Here is a 16,981-nt window from a genome sequence, read left to right as displayed (position 1 = left end):
CCACGTCGACCCGCCCTTCGCCGCCGGCCACGCCGCGTCGACGCCGTACCCACCTGGGGCCGCGTCCCGTGATGCGGGCCGCCGTCACCGCTGCGGGTGATCGGCGGCCCGACATCAGCGAGCGCATCGCTACGGCGTGACGACTCGGCCGCCGAGGGTCACGACCAGCTTGCCGTCGGAGGCGTACGACCAGGCCAGCGCGCCGGACAGCGCCGCGCACCGGGAGCCGTTGGTACCGCTCCAGAACTGGTTCGAGCTGTCGCTGTCACCGACGATCTTGTCGTTGGAGCCGCTGCCGGAGCGGCACGACGTGTTGCCGCGGAACACCGAGGTGCCACCGTCGAACGAGAAGTTGCGCTCCGCGTTGTCGATGCTCACGTTGTTCGCGATCGTCATCGTGCCGAGGTTCCGGTTGTACGTGAAGCCGTGTTTGCCGTTGCGGTAGGCGATGTTGCGCCGGATCACGTGGTTGACGCCGATGTCCTCGCCGCCCAGCTTGTAGCCGTTGCGGTCGCCGTTGCCGGCCTGGCTGCCGTCGGTGAGCGTCCCGTTGTCGTACGACAGCGAGTCCTCGATGGTCACCGGACCGATCGGTCCGGTGTCGGTCTTCGTGTACAGGTCCCATCCGTCGTCAATATTGTTGTGCGACACCGCATATCGGAACACGTTCCCGCCGCCGACCGTCAGCTTCGCCGCGAAGCCGTCCGCGTCCTCGCCGTCGGAGTCCGCGTTGTCGTGCGATTCGGCGCTCACCACGAGATTGTTGGCCGGCCACTGCGAGGCGGGCGTGTCCGAGGCGATCCGCGACAGTTGCAGCCCGCTGTCCCGGTTGAATCGGGTGATCGTACGCTCGAAAATGTTGTTGCTGCCCCCGACGAAAATGCCGTTGTCGCCGGCTCGCTCCACCACGATTCCGCGCACGTGCCAATAGTTGCCGTTCACGGCGAGCCCGCGGTTCGCCGGATCCTCGGCCTGCGCCGAGAAGTTCAAAATCGGCACTTCTCCGGGGTACGAGGTGAGCACCTTACGCGCCGAAGCAGTGCCGTTGTTGCCGGGCGCGATCGTGACGGTCTGCGCGAACGCGTAGGTCCCGCCGCGCAGGTAGATCGTCCCGCCGGCCCCGATCCGCGTGATGGCGCCGGCGAGCGTGGTCGGATCCGCCTGCGTGCCCGAGGCCGAGGCGCTGCCGTTCGGCGCCACGTAGAGAGCCCCGCCGGCGGGCGGCGTCGTGGGCGGCGTCGTGGGCGGTGTCGTGGTGGGTGGCGTCGTCGTGGGTGGTGTAGTTGGGGGCGGAGTCGTGGTGGGTGGCGACGATGTCGGTGTCGTGCCTCCCGCGGAGTCGACCACGACGTCGTCGAACCGGCCCGCCGCCGACTCGGTGAGCAGCCCGATGCGCCCGGCGGCGATCGACGTGTCGGTGGCGGATCCGACGCTCGCGCCGTTGACGGTCCCGCTGATCGTGCTGCCGGAGACCGCCAGCCGCAGCGTGTACCAGCTGCTCGGGGAGATCGTCTGGTTCAGCCCGGCCAGCACCTTGACCGTGCTGCCGTTCATCGCCTCCAACTGGACCCGGTTGCTCCCGGTCAGCGACAGGCGGTACATCTTCGTGGCCCCGGCGGCGCGTGCCGTCAACGCCACCACGCCGGCGCTGGACCCGAACGCTGTCGCCTTGACCCGGGCCTGCACGGAGTAGTTGGTCCAGGCGCTGTCCCCGGCGAACTCCCGCGCCCGCTCGCTGCCGGCGTCGGACTGCTGCAACACCTGCGACCCGTCGGCGACCACCGACCACGTTCCGCCGGACTTCGACCATCCGCTGGTCCCACCGGACTCGAAGTCGGCCGAGAACAGCGTGGCCGCCTGAGCGTCGGCCACCGTAACCGCTATTCCGGCCACCGTCACCGCGGCAGCCAGTCCAGCGCCGGCAAGCCGGCGCACACGAGGGGAGGTTGACATGAGCTTTTCTCCTTGGAGCGATGGACGAATCCGCGACAGCCCCAACGCGGAAATTCCCGGATGATCCCTGCAACAATTGCCCGCGTATTTGCAGCCTCCCACAACCGCAACACCCGAAATATGGCACCGCTCATCCATGCCAGTCAATGGCTTCCTTTTGCAGGTTTGTTGCAGCCCTTCCACGATTAAGCCCTCACACCGAACGTCACCCTGCTCACCGAAGACCGCCACCCGAGACGGACCCGCCCGAGTCACGCGGCACCACCTCGTCCCCGCAAAGCACCAGCGCTGTGGAACAACTCGCGCAAAACGGGCTGTGGACGACCCATGCGCGGCCCGCTGTGGACAGCGGGGGCAGGACGGCCGCTGTGGAATAATCCGCACAAAACGGGCTGTGGACACGTGTAAAGCACGACCGGCTGCGGACACGGGTAGGCACGACCCGCGGTGGACACGCCCGGGAACGACCGACTGTGGACAAGCCCGGGGACGACCGACTGTGGACACGCGTGGGGACGACCCGCGGTGGACACACGTGGGTACAACCCGCGGTGGACACACGTGGGTACAACCCGCGGTGGACACACGTGGGTACAACCCGCGGTGGACACACGTGGGGGACGACCCGCCGCGGACATGCATGGGCACAGCCACCGTGAACACGCCTTGGCACAACGCGCATGGACAGCGTCTGGCGAAACTCGCTGTGGACGCGCGGGCACGACCCACCCATCCGACAGCGGCTGCACGCTGTGGATGACGCAGCACGACATCTCCCGGACAGCGGCAACCCGGGCGATGCAGATGGCGCCGGCGTCTGATGGGCGGGCGGTCGTGACGCGCGCCGGGCCGGCAGCGGAGTGTGGCCTTGAGTGGCAGCCGACCGCGGCGGGAGGCGTGGGCCGGGCCGGGCCGGGCCGGGCTGGGCCGGGCTGGGCCGGGCTGGGCCGGGATCGGCCGGGCCGGGCCGGGATCGGCCGGGCCGGGCCGGGATCGGCCGGGCCGGGCCGGGCCGGGCTGGGATCGGCTGGGCTTCTGCTGGTGGAGAAGCCGCTGCCGCGTACCGGAAAGGGATTGTCTTAAGAAATCTTTAAGGGCTGATCCGCCCGTGGGAGCGCTCCCGTATGGACGGGGGAAGCACGTCGGTTCTCCCATGGCGGAAGGCGCAGTCCCAATGTACAGATCCCGGTTCAACAAGTCCCGTGCGAACGTGCGTCGCTGGCAGATCGGCGCGGGTGTCGTGGGGGTCGCTGTGGTCATCACGGGCGTCGGGCTCGGGGTGGCTTCGGCGGCGGAGACAGTGCCTACGGTGAACTGTCCTCAGGTGAACAATCTTCCGGCTGTTCCGGCGCAGGCCCAGGCCGAGGTGCAGCGCAATCTGGAACTGCTGAACACGCAGATCCAGGAAGCCAACAACCGCATCGCCTCGACCGTGGGACAGGGTGGGCCCAACTTCATCCAGAACGCCATTCTCGGGCCGCTGAAGGACAAGCGGTTCGCCACCATCAACCGCATCGAGACGGCCATCGGGCGCAACGCGGCCAAGCCCAACCTGAACGCCGAGGGATTGTCGGGCTGCACCCTGAACGAGGACGGCGGGACGTCGGCGCAGCAACCAGTCGAGGTGCCCGGCGCCGGCGGCGGCAACACGGGTGGCGGCGACACAGGCGGTGACACGGGTGGCGGCAACACAGGCGGTGACACGGGTGGGAACGCGGCTCTGCCGACGGTCAACTGCCCGCAGCTGACGAACCTGCCGGCCGTTCCGGCGCAGGCTCAGGCGGAAGTGCAGCGCAATCTGGAACTGCTGAACACGCAGATCCAGGAAGCCAACAACCGCATCGCCTCGACCGTGGGACAGGGCGGAGCCAACTTCATCCAGAACGCCATTCTCGGGCCCCTGGAGGACAAGCGCTTCGCCACCATCAACCGCATCGAGACCGCCATCGGGCGCAACGCGGCCAAGCCCAACCTGAACGCCGAGGGTCTGGCGCCCTGCACGCTGAACAACTGACGTGACGGCGGGCGCCCCTCGCCGGGGCGCCCCTCGCCGGGGCGCCCGCCGCCGGAAGTCACGCTCGTCACGTGAACGCATTCCCGTCATACGCCGGGGGTAGCTTCGCGAACATGCCCGCCGAAACGCCGCAGCAGAACCAGCCGCACCGCCCCCACCCGTGGAAGGTGGAGGGCGCGCCGCCCGCACCGCCGCCCGGGCCGCAGAAGCCTCAGCGGTCGTCGTGGGTGCGGTTCGGCGTCACGCTGGTCATCCTGCTGGCGCTCAACTGGATCATCTCGTCGGTGCTGCTGGCGCCACCGGAGCGCACGGCCGTGTCGTACACGTACTTCCTGTCGCAGGTGCAGGCCGACAACGTCGCCGAGATCACCTCGACGGGCGAGACGATCGAGGGCCAGTTCAAGAAGGAAGCGGCCTACACGCCGAGCGGCGAGACGAAGTCGGAGCAGGTCGAGCGGTTCACGACCGAGCGGCCGTCGTTCGCCGACGACAACCTCTTCTCGCAGCTCCAGGCCAAGAACGTCCCGGTGAACGCCAATCCGCCCGACGCACCGGCGCCGCTGTGGCAGCAGCTGCTCGTCGGGTTCGGGCCCACGCTGCTGCTGGTCGGCATCTTCGTCTGGATCGCGCGGCGGTCGGCGGGCGCGCTCTCGGGCGGCGGGCTCGGCGGGTTCGGGCGGTCCAAGGCCAAGCTCTACCAGCCCGAGTCGGGACCGCGGACGACCTTCGCCGACGTGGCCGGCATCGAGGAGGTCGAGCAGGAGGTCACCGAGATCGTCGACTTCCTCCGCGAGCCGCAGAAATACCGCAAGCTCGGCGCGCAGATCCCGCACGGCGTGCTGCTCTCCGGGCCGCCCGGCACGGGTAAGACGCTGCTGGCGCGGGCGGTGGCCGGCGAGGCGCGGGTGCCGTTCTTCTCGATCTCGGCGTCCGAGTTCATCGAGGCGATCGTCGGCATCGGCGCGAGCCGGGTCCGCGACCTTTTCGACCAGGCCAAAAAGGTGGCCCCGTCGATCATCTTCATCGACGAGCTCGACGCGATCGGCCGGGCCCGCGGCGGCTCCCAGTCGCTCGGCGGCAACGACGAGCGCGAGCAGACGCTCAACCAGATCCTCACCGAGATGGACGGCTTCACCGGCGCCGAGGGCGTGGTGGTGCTGGCGGCCACCAACCGGCCGGAGATCCTCGACCCCGCGCTGCTGCGCCCGGGCCGCTTCGACCGGCGGGTCACCGTGAGCCCGCCCGACCTGGCCGGCCGCCGCAAGATCCTCGAGGTGCACACCCGCGGCGTGCCGCTGGCGCCCGGCGTCGACCTTCAGGGGCTGGCGTCCTCCACGCCCGGCTTCGTGGGCGCCGACCTCAAGAACCTCGTGAACGAGGCGGCCCTGCTCGCCGCCCGCCGCAAGCACGACCAGGTGGCGAACGCCGACTTCACCGACGCCCTCGAAAAGATCACCCTGGGCACGGTGCGCGGCCTCATGCTGACCCCCGAGGAGAAGACCCGCACGGCCTTCCACGAGTCGGGCCACGCGCTGCTCGGCATGCTCACCCCGGGCGCCGACCCGGTCCGCAAGATCTCGATCATCCCGCGCGGCCAGGCCCTCGGGGTCACCTTCCAGAGCCCCAACACCGATCGGTACGGATATTCGGCCGAATATCTGAAGGGCCGCATCATCGGTGCCCTGGGCGGCCGCGCGGCCGAGGAGGTCGTCTTCGGCGACATGACCACCGGGGCCGAGAGTGACCTCGACCAGGTCAGCAACATCGCCCGGCAGATGGTCGGCCGGTGGGGCATGTCGGACGCCATCGGCCCGGTCACCGTCCTGCCGCCGCCCGGCCAAGAGTCGCCCTTCGGCCTCGACGGCATCGCGCCGGCCACCAAGGAGCTGATCGACGCCGAGGTCCGCCGGATCGTCGAGGAGTGCCACGCCGAGGCGCTGACGGTCCTGCGGGCACACCGCGACCAGCTCGACCGCCTGGCCCACCGCCTCCTCGAGACCGAGACCCTGGACGAGGCCGACGCCTACGCGGCCGCCGGCGTCGACCGTGACACCGCGCCCGGCGCCGTGGCCCGGGGCGAGGCTCCCGGCACCACGCCGGCTCCCGGCCTGCCGGTCACGGTGTCGGCCGACACGGCCTCCACCGACTGACTCCCCCGACTGCCCACCCGGCTGAAGCGGCCGGCGCCTGGTGGGGGCGCCGGCCGCTTCGCTCTGTTCAGCGGTAAAGAGAAGCCGGGCCGGCGAAGGGGTGAAGAGAAGCCAGGCCGGCGAAGGGGTGAAGAGAAGCCAGGCCGGCGAAGGGGTGAAGGCAAGCCGGGCCGGCGAAGGGGTGAAGGCAAGCCGGGCCGGTGGAGAGGTGAAGGCAAGCCGGGCCGGTGGAGGGATGAACGGAGCGCGCCCGGCTCGGGGCCGGGCGCGGAGGTGGGGCTGTCAGCCGTCGTACGAGCCGGCGGCGATGTCGTCGAGGATGGTGGGCCGCGACGGCTTCCACGAGAGGGCGCCGCGGGCCTTGTCACCCGTTGCCTGCTGGTCGAGGAGCAGGGCCTCGCCGAAGGCGCCGAGGCGTTCCACGACGGCCTCCGGCCTCTCGGGTGCCGGCGTCCCGATGCCGAGGCGGCGGGCCGCGGCCTCGCCGATCTCGGCGACCGTCGGGTTGTGGCCGTTCACGCCGAGGAACGTGGAGCCGGGCTCGGCGTGGTCGAGCGCGGCCACGTACAGCTCGGCCAGGTCGTCGACGTGGATCGTCGCCCAGTGTTGCGTGCCGGGCCCCACGAAGGTGCCCTCGCGGGCCGCCGCCACCGCCACGTTCGGGATGCCGCCGCCGTGGCCGTAGACGACGGCCGGCTCGATCAGGATCGCCCGGATGCCGGGCGCCCGGAGCACGCGGGTGTCGACCGCCTCGCGCCACGACACGAGGGCCGGCGCGTCCCGAGGGGTGTCCTCGTCGACGAGGCCCGAGCCGTGGACCCAGATGCCGCCCGTACGGATGAAGGTCTTGCCCGAACGCAGGCCGGCGAGGACCGCCTCGGCGAAAGCCGTCTCCGTGTCCCTGCTGTCCGCGCCGCCCGGGGAGGCCACAGTGATGACGGCGTCGGCCTCCGCGGCGAGCCGGCTCACCAGGGCCCGGTCCGCGATGTCACCCACGACGGTGGTGGCGCCTTTCGCCCGTACGGCGGAAGCCTTGTCCTCGGTGCGCACCAGAGCCGTGACCGAGTGGCCCGCCGAGATCAGGGCGGGAAGGAGCGCCGAGCCGATGTAGCCGGTCGCGCCGGCCAGGAAGACGTTCATGAGCTGCTGACTCCTCGTACGTGATGTTGTCTGCACAAAGATCTACCCGCGCCGGGTATCAGCCGCCAACGAATACTTCTGATCCCACTCATCGCCCTCGGCGATAAGCTGGGTCGGTGGAACAGCGCCAGCTCCAGTTCTTCGTCGCGGTCGCGGAGGAGCTCAGCTTCACCAAGGCCGCCCGCCGCACCCACGCCGTGCAGTCGACCGTGTCGGCGAGCGTCCGCGCCCTCGAACGCGACCTGGGCGCTCCCCTCTTCGAGCGCAGCACCACCAAGGTGACGCTCACCGAGGCCGGCCGGGCCCTGCTGCCCGAGGCCCGGCGCGCGCTCGACTCGCTCGATCAGGCGCGCGCGGCCGTCGAAGGGGTGCGCGACAGCGTCACCGGCAGCCTGCGCGTCGGCACCCTCAGCGGCCTCACCGTGGTCGACCTGCGGTCCCTGGTGCGCGACTTCCGCGAGCGCTACCCGCGGGTGCAGCTCAGCCTCGGCGTCGACGCGGCCGGCACGGACGGGCTGCTGGAGAGCCTGCGCACCGGCGCGCTGGACGTCGCCTTCGTGGGCGTGCAGAGCCCGATCCCCGGCATCCGGATCGAGCCGATCACCACGTTCCAGCCGCGGCTGCTCGTGCCGGCCCACCATCCGCTCGCCGGCCGCGAGCGGGTCACCCGCGCCGAGGTGGCCGGTGAGCCCTTCATCGACCTGCCCACCGGTTTCTGCAACCGCACGCGTACGGACAACGACTTCCGCGGCGCCGGCATCGCCCGCCAGATCGCCGTCGAGGTCAGCGACCTGAGCACCGTCCCCGGCTACGTCGAGTCGGGCATCGGCGTCGCGCTCGTGCCGCCGCTGGTCACCGAGGTTGACGCCGGCGTCGTGCCGGTCGAGCTCAACCCGCCGGCCGCCACGTGGACGCTCGCGGTGGCCACGGCCGTGTCACTCGCGCCGACCAGGGCGACGAGGGCCTTCCTCGACCTGGTCGGCGCCCACGTGGTGCAGCGCGAGCGCTATTAGGCGCCGAGCAGCGCGGCCGGCCCGGCAGCGTGGTCAGGCGCCGAGCAGCGCGTCCACCCACGAGTTGCGGAAGGTGCCGTTCGGGTCGAGGCGCCGCGCCAGGCGCTCGAAGTCGGCGAAGCGCGGGTACTGAGCGCGGATGACCGCCGGGTCGGTGGTGAAGACCTTGCCCCAGTGGGTGCGGGGATCCAGCGGGGCCAGCGCCGCCTCGAGCGCGGACACCACGGGCAGGACCGCTTCGGTGTCGGCGATCCAGGTGAAGTGCAGGGCCACGCTGTCGCGCTCGTAGTTGGGGCTCAGCCACAGGTCGTCGGCGGCGATCGTGCGCACCTCGCAGACCTGGAGCACGGGCGCCACCTGCTCGCGGATCGCGGCGACCGCGTCCAGCGCGGCGAGGCCGTCGGCCCGGGCCACGTGGTACTCGGACTGGAGCTCCGAGCCGTTGCTGGGCGTGAACTCCGGCTTGAAGTGCGGCAGCCGGGTGTACCAGGGGCCGGGCACGCCGCCCTGCTCGGTGCTGTTCGTGGCGGGCATGCCGGGCACCGGGTGGCGCTTCTCGGGGGCCGGCGTGGCGCCGAACCAGGCGCCCTCCATCGGGTCGAGCCGCTTGAGCCAGACGTGGTTGACGTCGGCGCTGGTCCAGTCGGTGAACAGGCTGACGCTGTAGCCGTTGCCCATGACCTCGTCGAAGTGCCGGCCGAGCTCGGCGCGCGTCAGGTTGTCGTAGACGTACTGCCGCAGCTCGAACGAGGGCACGACGTCGAGCGTGAGCGCGGTGACGACGCCGAGCGCGCCGAGGCCGACGACCGCGCCCTGGAAGTCGGCGTCGCCGCGGCGGAAGGTGGCCGGCTTGCCGGAGCCGTCGATCAGCTCGACCGACGAGATCGCGGCGGCCAGGTTCTTGTTGCGCTCGCCGGAGCCGTGGGTGGCGGTCATGATCGCGCCGGCCACGGAGATGTGCGGCAGCGACGCCATGTTGCCGAGGGCGAGGCCGTTGTCGTACAGGAAGGCGGCGAGCTCGCCGTAGCGGACGCCGCCGTCGACGCGCACGGACCGGCGGTCGGGGCTGATCTCGAGGACGCGGGGCAGACCGGCGAGCGAGACCAGGGTGCCGTCGGTGTCGGCCATCCGGTTGAAGGAGTGGCCGCTGCCGAGGACCCGGATCGGGCCGCCGGCCGCGACGATCTCGGCCACCTCGTCGACGGACGTGGGCCGCAGCACCCGCCGCGCGCCGAAGACGATGTTGCCGGCCCAGTTGGTTACACGCTCGCTCATCAGCCAAGCGTAAAAGCTCGGCCGTCGAGTTTAAAGATCATCTTTTCGGATCCGTACGCGCTGACGATGAGTTTCGGGCGCATGACCGGTCGTACCTGGTATGACGACCATCGCTCTGCCGAACGGCCCTACAAAGGCGGATATTTCGTTTTTGTCCGCGCTCGTGGGTGCCGGGGAGGGCGATGTGGTCCTCGACCTGAGCGCCGTCACCCAGCCGACCATGATCGCGATCGAGGCGCTGGCCCGGCTCGCCCTCGCCGCCCGGCACCACGGCCGCCGCCTGACGATCCACGGCGCGCGCCCCGAGCTGCGGGAGCTCGCGACCCTGGTCGGCCTGGAGACCTTCCTCGAGCCGAGCACCCCCGCGGCCGGCGATACCGATCAGACAGCCCTCGCAGAGGCGCCGCTCCAGGCGACCCGGAAGGCCGGAGAAGGGACAGTCAACGCAAGGCCGGGCCGAACGACCGAACGACGGGCAGGCACCGGAGCGACGGACCGCAAGGCCGAAGAAGCGACGTCGCTCAAGCCGCGCCGGGCGGGTGGAGCGGGGTCACTCCAGGTGGGGCGGGAGCCCGAAGAACGGGAACAGCCGCTGCGTGTCGAGGAAGTTGGTCATCCGGGCGATGCGGCCGTCTGAGATCTCCAGGACGGTGATCGCCCACGGGTCGTGGCCCGGTCCGGTCAGCGACGGCCGGTATTGGCCGAACGCCGGCATGCCGTTGGCCACCAGCGGGACGAGGCGCGAGCCCTCGCACCCCGAGCCCGTGCCGCGCATCCACGCCGTGATGTCGTCGGCGCCCCGCAGCCACAGCGGCAGCGGCGGCATGTTCAGCGTCGCGTCCTCGTGCAGCAGCGACGTGAGCGCCGTCAGGTCGTACGCCTCGAAGGCCCGCACGTAGCGCGCCAGCAACGACTTCTGGTCCTCGTCGAGCGGCTGGTAGACGTCGAAGCTCTCCTGCGCCGCCATCGTGGCCCGGGCCCGCTGGAGCGCGCTGTTGACGCTCGCGACCGAGGTGTCGAGCAGGTCGGCCACCTCCTGCGCCGACCAGGCGAGCACCTCGCGCAGGATCAGCACCGCGCGCTGCTTGGCCGGCAGGTGTTGCAGCGCGGCCACGAAGGCCAGCCGGATCGACTCGCGCTCGGCCACGACGTGGGCCGGGTCGACCACCTTGTCGTCGGGGACCGGGCCGACCCAGATCTCCTCGGGGCGCGGCTCCCCCGCGTCGGCCGCGCGCCCGGAGCCGGCCGGGCCCAGGTCCATCGGGCGGACCCGGCGCTGGGCGCTGCCGAGCATGGTCAGGCAGACGTTGGTGGCGATCCGGTAGAGCCAGGACCGCAGCGCCGCGCGGCCCTCGAAGTTGTCGTAGCCGCGCCAGGCGCGCACCAGAGTGTCCTGCACGGCGTCCTCGGCCTCGAAGCCGGAGCCGAGCATGCGGTAGCAGTAGCCGGTCAGCTCGGGCCGGAACGCCTCGAGCTGAGCCTCGATGGGGGTAGCCACATCGCTCACCCAGAAGAACTTAGCCGAAATTCTCCCGCCGATGAGCGATGAGTTCCGGCGGGCGGCCCGGTCTGACCCGGCACACACCACGAACGAAGGAGCGCCACCATGTACGCCGAGGTCAACGGTCTCCACCTCTACTACGAGATCCATGGCGAGGGCACGCCGCTGATCCTGCTGCACGGCGGTCTCGGCTCGGGCGAGATGTTCGCGGCGACCCTGCCGGCCTTCGCCGACCACCACCGGGTGATCCTGCCCGACCTCCAGGGTCACGGCCGGACCGCCGACATCGACCGGCCCCTGGACGTGCGGACGATGGCCGACGACATCGCGGCGCTCATCGACCACCTCGGCCTCCAGAACCCGGACGTGGTGGGCTTCTCGCTCGGCGGCGGCGTCGCCCTCCAGCTCGCGATCCGCCACCCGGGCAAGGTCGGCCGCGTGGTCGCCGGGTCGGCCGGGATCCGGCGCAGCGCCACCTATCCGGAGATTTTGGAGCAGCAGGGCCAGGTCGGCGCCGCGGCCGCCGAGTTCATGAAGGACACCCCGATGTACGAGCTGTACCAGCGCGTGGCGCCGCGGCCCGAGGACTTCCCGCGCCTGCTCGACAAGATCGGCGAGGCGATGGCGCAGGACTTCGACTTCACCGAGGAGGTCAAGAAGATCAGCGTGCCGACGCAGATCGTCGCCGCGGACGCCGACATGTGCCCGCCGAGCCACTTCGTCGAGGTGTTCGGGCTGCTCGACGGCGGCCACCGCGACGGCGGCTGGATGGGCGAGGGCCGGCCGAAGGGCGGGCACGCGCTCGCCATCCTGCCGGGCCTGACCCACTACAACGTCGTCGACTCCCCGCTGTTCGCCGCGGCCGCGCTGGACTTCGTCGACAAGAAGGACTGAGTCGACAAGAAGGACTGAACGGCGAACAGCGCGTAGCCCACCAGCACGGGCACCAGCACCGGATGCACCAGCATCGCCAGCACGGCGACGATCACCACGATCCCGCCGATCGGGGCGAGCACCGCCGGCCGGGCCGCGACCGCGGCCCGCGCCAGGCGGAACGACCCGAGCGCCGCCACCAGAGCCGCGAAGCCGGCGAACCCGGCGGCGACGGCCGCCACCGCGACGATCGCGATGCGGCCGCCCGGCGCGGCACCCCGCGACAGCGCCGCCACGTCGACCGCGATCAGCCAGGCCACCGCCAGCAGCACCGGACCGGCGAGCAGGCCGCGGGCGAGACGGGCCCGGAACAGCGCCCAGCACTCCGCGAGGGTCAGCCACCGCCCGTACGAGATGTGGTGCTGGATCGTGGCCCCGGCGACGAGGAACGCCGCGCCCAGCGTGAACACGGGCAACGAGGCCAGCGACACGATGACGCCGAGCAGGGCGAGGTCGGCGGCCACCCGCCAGGAGTCGTGCTTCATCCCTTGAGCCCGCTCGTGTTGATGCCCTCGACCAGCAGCCGCTGGAAGGCCACGAAGAACAGGAAGACCGGCACCAGCGAGAGCAGCGACATCGCGAACATCGGGCCGACCGAGCTCTCGCTGGTCGAGTCGATGAACAGCGTCAGCGCCACCGGTGCCGTGTAGTCCTTGAGCTCGGACAGATAGACCAGCTGCCGGAAGAAGTCGTTCCAGGTCCAGATGAACGAGAAGATCGCCGTGGTCACCAGCGCCGGGCGCGACAACGGCAGGATCACGTGCCGGAAGATCGAGTACGCCGACGCGCCGTCGATCACCGCGGCCTCGTCCAGCTCCCGCGGGATGCCGCGCATGAACTGGACCATGAGGAAGACGAAGAACGCCTCGGTGGCCAGGAAGTGCGGCACCAGCAGCGGCAGGTACGGCCAGTCGCCGCCGACCCAGCCGAGCGTCCGGAACAGGATGTACTGCGGGATGATCAGCACGTGTCCCGGCAGCAGGAGCGTGCCGATCATGATGGCGAACCAGACGCCGCGCAGCCGGAACCTCAGCCGCCCGAAGGCGTACGCGGCGAGCAGGCAGCTCAGCGTGTTGCCGAGGACCGTCAGCACGGCCACCATCGCGCTGTTGACGAAGAAGCGCCCGAACGCCACGTCGAACTTGTTCCAGCCTTCGCTGAAGTTGGACGGCGTGAACTCGCGCGGGATCAGCCCGATGTTGTTGACGATCTCCTCGGGCGACTTGAACGACGTGCCGACCATCCAGACGAGCGGGTAGAGCACGACCGCGAGGATGAGGACCAGCGCGGTGATCCGGACGGCCTGGCCGGAGCCGCGCCGGGCGGCCTTGGCCGTGGTGGTCTTGCCCGGGGCCGGCAGGACGGTAGAGCTCATCACCGCTCCTCGTTGTCGGAGTAGTGGACCCAGAACTTGCCGGTGTTGAAGAGCACCACGGTGATCAGGCCGACCACGAGCAGGAAGACCCAGGCCATCGCCGAGGCGTAGCCCATGTTCAGCTCGACGAAGCCCTTGTTGTAGAGGTGCAGCGTGTACATCAGCGTCGAGTCGACCGGGCCGCCGGTGCCGCCGCTGAGTACGAACGCCGACGTGAAGCCCTGGAAGCCGTGGATCGTCTCGAGCACCAGGTTGAAGAAGATGACCGGCGACAGCATGGGCAGCGTGATGTGCGTGAACTGCCGCCACGCCCCGGCGCCGTCGACCGCCGCGGCCTCGTACAGCTCGGCGGGCACCTGTTTGAGACCGGCCAGGAAGATCACCATCGGCGCGCCGAACTGCCAGATCGCCAGCAGCATCAGCGTCTCGAGCGCCCACTGCGGATCGTTGACCCAGGGCGCCCCCTCGATGCCGAAGAAGCCGAGGAACGAGTTGACGGCGCCCTCGCGGTTGAACATGCTGCGCCAGACGATCGCCACCGCGACGCTGCCGCCGAGCAGCGACGGCAGGTAGAACATGCCGCGGAAGAACGCGATGCCCTTGAACGCGCGGTTGAGCAGCAGGGCCACGCCGAGCGCGGCGGCGAGCTTGAGCGGCACGGCGACCAGCGCGAAGGTGACGGTGACCCGCACGGCGTGCCAGTACGACGGGTCGGCGGTGAACATCTCGCGGTAGTTGTCGAGCCCGATCCACTCGGCCTCGCCGACGTCGATCAGCGGGCTGTAGTCGGTGAAGCTGAGGTAGAGCGAGAGCACCATCGGGATCGCGGTGATGCCCATCAGCCCGAGCAGCCACGGGGAGAGGAAAACGTATCCGGCCACGTCCTCCCGGCGCCGGCGCCCCCGGCCGCCCCGCCGCGTGGCGGCGGGGGGCGGGGGCACCGGCTCGGTCGGGCGGACCGGCATCTGAGCCATGGTCACGGTGTTGACAGCCCTATCTTCAGCTCTGGCCGATGGCCGCCTTGGCGGCGGTGACGAAGGCCGCGGCGCCCTGCTCGGGCGTCTGACGGCCGTACTGGACCTCCTCGGCGATGCGGACCAGCTCGGTCTTGACCTTGCTGTGGCCGGACGGCGGCACGCCGGGCGAGGTGGGGCCGAACAACTTGCTCAGCTCGTCCTGCACCGCGATGGTCTGCTTCATGGCGGGGTCGGTCACCGTCTCGGCGACCGTCTTGCGCACCTCGAGGTTGGGCGGCAGGCCCCGGTCGGTGCCGAGGATCTTGCCGGCCTCGGGGTCGTTCGCCAGGAAGTTGAGCACGTCGATCACGGTGTCCTTGTGCTCGGTGCCGCGGAACGCCGAGAAGTACATCGAGCCGCGGGCCCACTGGGCGCTGGTGTCACCCGGGTACGCGATGACGCCCAGCTCGCTCTCGGTGTTCTTCTTGAGCTCGGGCATCTGGTTGACCCAGACCCACGAGGTGCCGGCCTTGCCGGTGACCACGAGCTGCTTGCTGATGTCGGTGGCGTTGCCCTCGTGGATCACGTCCGGGGTGGGCGTGGCGCCGGCCTCGCGGGCACCCTTCCAGAGCTGGAACCACTTGGTGATGTCGGCCTCGTCGAAGGCGAGCGTCTTGCCGTTGTAGAGGTCCTTGCCGTTCTGCCGCAGGTAGACCCAGAGGGCCTGGTAGACGGCGCTCGGGTCCTGGGTGCCCGGCACCTTGGCGGTCTTGGAGACGGTCGCCGCCCAGGAGATGAAGTCCTCCCAGCTCATGCCGGTCTTGGGCTCGGGCAGCTTGTGCTTGGCGAGCAGGGTCTTGTCGTACACGAGCCCCTGGGTGTTCTCGCCCATCGACAGGCCGGCGAGCTTGCCGTCGACGGTGCCGTAGTCGATCAGGCCCTTGGAGATCTTGGTGATGTCGAGCTTGCCCTCGTCGGCGTACGGCTTGAGGTCGAGGGTGACGTTGCGCTCCGCGTACTCGGAGAGGTAGTTGTCGTCCATCTGGAAGATGTCCGGCGCGTTGCCGCCCGCGGTCAGCGTGGCGAGCTTGTCGAAGTAGCCCTGGTTGGCCTGCCAGGTCTTCTTGAACGTCACGTTCGGGTGCTTGGCCGTGTAGAGGTCGAGCGCCTTCTCGGTGAGCTCGGCGCGCTTCTCGGCGCCCCACCAGAAGATGGAGAGCTCGACCTTGTCGCCGGACGAGCCGCCTTCGTCGTCGCCGCCACAGGCCGCCGCGCCGACGAGCAGCGGAAGGGTGAGGGCGGCGGCGAGCAGGCGGCGTCGGGTCCGGTGCCGCGAAGAGGTACGTTGAGCGGGCGTGACGCCCCTCGTGATGGGCTCCATGACGCTGACTCCTTTTTAGGAGGCGACACCTCCGGGGGCGATCACGTCGCCCGGGTCCGCAGGGCTGTGCGGACCCGGGCCCGGCCCCGTCGAGTCGCGGATGACCAGTTCGGTCTGCAGATGGACGTGAGCGGTGGTGCGGCGGTCGTCGCCATGCGCGAGCAGCATGTCGACGGCTGCCCGACCGGCGGCGGCGGTGGGAGTCGCCACCGTGGTCAGCTTCGGGCGGGTGAGCCGGCTGAGCATGATGTCGTCGATCCCGACGACGCTGACGTCCTGGGGCACGCGTGCCCCGGCGGCCAGCAGACCCTCGATGAGACCGATCGCCATGAGGTCGTTGTAGGCGAACACCGCGGTGGCGCCGGCGCGCAGCACGTCCTCGGCGACCGTGAGACCGCCGACCTCCGTCGGCGGGTTCGGTCCGATGATGGTGAGCTCGGCGGACCCGGCGCGGGCCGTGGCGCTCGCCGAGCGGCGGATCTCGCGGCTGGTCCACGAGCCGCGCGGCCCGGCGACCAGGGCGATGCGCCGATGGCCGAGCGCGATCAGGTGCTCGACGGCGCGCCTCGCGCCGCCGGCCACGTCCATCGCGACGGCCGGGATGCCGGTGATCTGCCGGTTGACGACGACCAACGGCACCTCGCGGCTGAGCTGCTCGATCAGCGCGTTGCTCATCCGCGGGCTGCACAGCAGCACGCCGTCGACCTGCTTGGCCAGCGCGCGCACCACCTCCTCCTCGAGCGCCGGGTCCTCGTTGGTGTCGGCGACGAAGATGTGGTGGTCGTGCTTGCGGGCCTGGCTCTCGGCCGCCTTGATCAGCGGCGGGAAGAACGGGTTGGCTATGTCGGCGACGATCAGGCCGATGTTGTACGTCCGGCCGGTGATCAGCGCACGGGCGGCCCGGTTGGGCCGGTAGCCGAGTTGCTCGGCGCAGGCCAGCACCCGGCTGCGGGTGTTCGGGTTGACCAGGTGGGGCGCCGAGAAGGTGCGTGACACCGTGGAGATGTGCACGCCGGACGCCTTCGCGACGTCGCGAATGGTCACCGACACGACGCACCCCTCCACTTCCGGCTTCGCTTCGCTCCGCAGGCGATCGCCTTGTAACCGGTGAGATGTCAGTCGGTTATCCGCCACCCGCAAACCCCACGGGCGTCGGATAACCGAATGCCATCTCACCGGCGGCGATCGCTGTGGTCCCGGTCACTGGTTGACAGACATTAATGCAAGCGGTTGCACACATGTCAATGGCGTTCTGTTGCAGGGAGATGACAAACGGACGCGCGGAAGGCG

14 protein-coding genes are annotated in these 16,981 nt (G+C 70.4%); 5 read left to right on the top strand and 9 right to left on the bottom strand.

Going from position 1 to position 16,981, the window contains the following annotated elements; all coding sequences use genetic code 11:
- Nucleotides 1-129: 129 nt before the first annotated feature.
- Nucleotides 130-1,872, bottom strand: a complete 1,743-nt coding sequence (locus Ade02nite_RS05510; protein ID WP_239168545.1) for a right-handed parallel beta-helix repeat-containing protein — start codon at nucleotides 1,870-1,872, stop codon at nucleotides 130-132.
- A 1,291-nt stretch (nucleotides 1,873-3,163) separates the two neighbouring features.
- Here Ade02nite_RS05510 and Ade02nite_RS05505 point away from each other — a divergent pair.
- Nucleotides 3,164-3,967 (top strand): hypothetical protein, encoded by an 804-nt coding sequence (locus tag Ade02nite_RS05505; RefSeq protein WP_239168544.1) that lies wholly within the window; start codon nucleotides 3,164-3,166, stop codon nucleotides 3,965-3,967.
- Between the two features lie 113 nt (nucleotides 3,968-4,080).
- Complete coding sequence (gene ftsH / locus Ade02nite_RS05500; protein WP_203760411.1) at nucleotides 4,081-6,117, top strand: ATP-dependent zinc metalloprotease FtsH; 2,037 nt, start codon at nucleotides 4,081-4,083, stop codon at nucleotides 6,115-6,117.
- A gap of 282 nt (nucleotides 6,118-6,399) precedes the next feature.
- On the opposite strand, the gene Ade02nite_RS05495 is transcribed toward ftsH, so the two are convergent.
- On the bottom strand, nucleotides 6,400-7,257 hold the full coding sequence (locus tag Ade02nite_RS05495) for an NAD-dependent epimerase/dehydratase family protein (RefSeq protein WP_203760410.1): 858 nt from the start codon (nucleotides 7,255-7,257) through the stop codon (nucleotides 6,400-6,402).
- 116 nt (nucleotides 7,258-7,373) lie between these two features.
- Here Ade02nite_RS05495 and Ade02nite_RS05490 point away from each other — a divergent pair, with 116 nt between their 5' ends.
- Nucleotides 7,374-8,270, top strand: a complete 897-nt coding sequence (locus tag Ade02nite_RS05490; protein WP_203760409.1) for a LysR family transcriptional regulator — start codon at nucleotides 7,374-7,376, stop codon at nucleotides 8,268-8,270.
- A gap of 33 nt (nucleotides 8,271-8,303) precedes the next feature.
- On the opposite strand, the gene Ade02nite_RS05485 is transcribed toward Ade02nite_RS05490, so the two are convergent.
- Nucleotides 8,304-9,545 carry an FAD-binding protein gene (locus Ade02nite_RS05485; RefSeq protein WP_203760408.1) on the bottom strand — a complete coding sequence of 414 codons (1,242 nt, stop codon included), beginning with the start codon at nucleotides 9,543-9,545 and terminating at the stop codon, nucleotides 8,304-8,306.
- A 100-nt stretch (nucleotides 9,546-9,645) separates the two neighbouring features.
- On the opposite strand from Ade02nite_RS05485, the gene Ade02nite_RS05480 reads away from it, so the two are divergent.
- Nucleotides 9,646-10,182, top strand: coding sequence for an STAS domain-containing protein (locus tag Ade02nite_RS05480; RefSeq protein WP_203760407.1), 537 nt, complete (start codon nucleotides 9,646-9,648; stop codon nucleotides 10,180-10,182).
- On the opposite strand, the gene Ade02nite_RS05475 is transcribed toward Ade02nite_RS05480, so the two are convergent.
- Entirely contained in the window at nucleotides 10,096-11,052 is a 957-nt protein-coding gene (locus tag Ade02nite_RS05475) for a sigma-70 family RNA polymerase sigma factor (protein ID WP_239168543.1), read from the bottom strand. The two genes, Ade02nite_RS05480 and Ade02nite_RS05475, sit on opposite strands and share 87 nt — an antisense overlap.
- Nucleotides 11,053-11,151: 99 nt before the next feature.
- Between Ade02nite_RS05475 and Ade02nite_RS05470 the strand changes: the two genes are divergently transcribed.
- Entirely contained in the window at nucleotides 11,152-11,940 is a 789-nt protein-coding gene (locus Ade02nite_RS05470) for an alpha/beta fold hydrolase (RefSeq protein ID WP_203760405.1), read from the top strand.
- Here Ade02nite_RS05470 and Ade02nite_RS05465 read toward each other — a convergent pair.
- From Ade02nite_RS05465 to Ade02nite_RS05445, 5 genes are read right to left on the bottom strand one after another with little or no spacing between them, the layout of a single operon-like run.
- Nucleotides 11,874-12,464 carry a hypothetical protein gene (locus Ade02nite_RS05465; RefSeq protein ID WP_203760404.1) on the bottom strand — a complete coding sequence of 197 codons (591 nt, stop codon included), beginning with the start codon at nucleotides 12,462-12,464 and terminating at the stop codon, nucleotides 11,874-11,876. The genes Ade02nite_RS05470 and Ade02nite_RS05465 overlap by 67 nt on opposite strands.
- A complete protein-coding gene (locus Ade02nite_RS05460) occupies nucleotides 12,461-13,354 on the bottom strand; it encodes a carbohydrate ABC transporter permease (RefSeq protein WP_379035421.1) in 894 nt (297 codons plus the stop codon). Before Ade02nite_RS05460 ends, Ade02nite_RS05465 begins: the two co-directional genes overlap by 4 nt.
- Nucleotides 13,354-14,319: a carbohydrate ABC transporter permease gene (locus Ade02nite_RS05455; protein WP_239168542.1), complete on the bottom strand. Its 966-nt coding sequence runs from the start codon at nucleotides 14,317-14,319 to the stop codon at nucleotides 13,354-13,356. The genes Ade02nite_RS05460 and Ade02nite_RS05455 overlap by 1 nt, the downstream gene beginning before the upstream one ends.
- A gap of 34 nt (nucleotides 14,320-14,353) precedes the next feature.
- Nucleotides 14,354-15,691 carry an ABC transporter substrate-binding protein gene (locus tag Ade02nite_RS05450; RefSeq protein ID WP_203760402.1) on the bottom strand — a complete coding sequence of 446 codons (1,338 nt, stop codon included), beginning with the start codon at nucleotides 15,689-15,691 and terminating at the stop codon, nucleotides 14,354-14,356.
- Nucleotides 15,692-15,706: 15 nt separating this feature from the next.
- Nucleotides 15,707-16,741 (bottom strand): LacI family DNA-binding transcriptional regulator, encoded by a 1,035-nt coding sequence (locus tag Ade02nite_RS05445; protein WP_203760401.1) that lies wholly within the window; start codon nucleotides 16,739-16,741, stop codon nucleotides 15,707-15,709.
- Nucleotides 16,742-16,981: the final 240 nt, after the last annotated feature.

The organism is Paractinoplanes deccanensis, assembly GCF_016862115.1.
Lineage (GTDB): Bacteria > Actinomycetota > Actinomycetes > Mycobacteriales > Micromonosporaceae > Actinoplanes > Actinoplanes deccanensis.
Note: the sequence above shows the minus strand (reverse complement) of the source record. Positions and strands in the feature narration are given on the sequence as shown.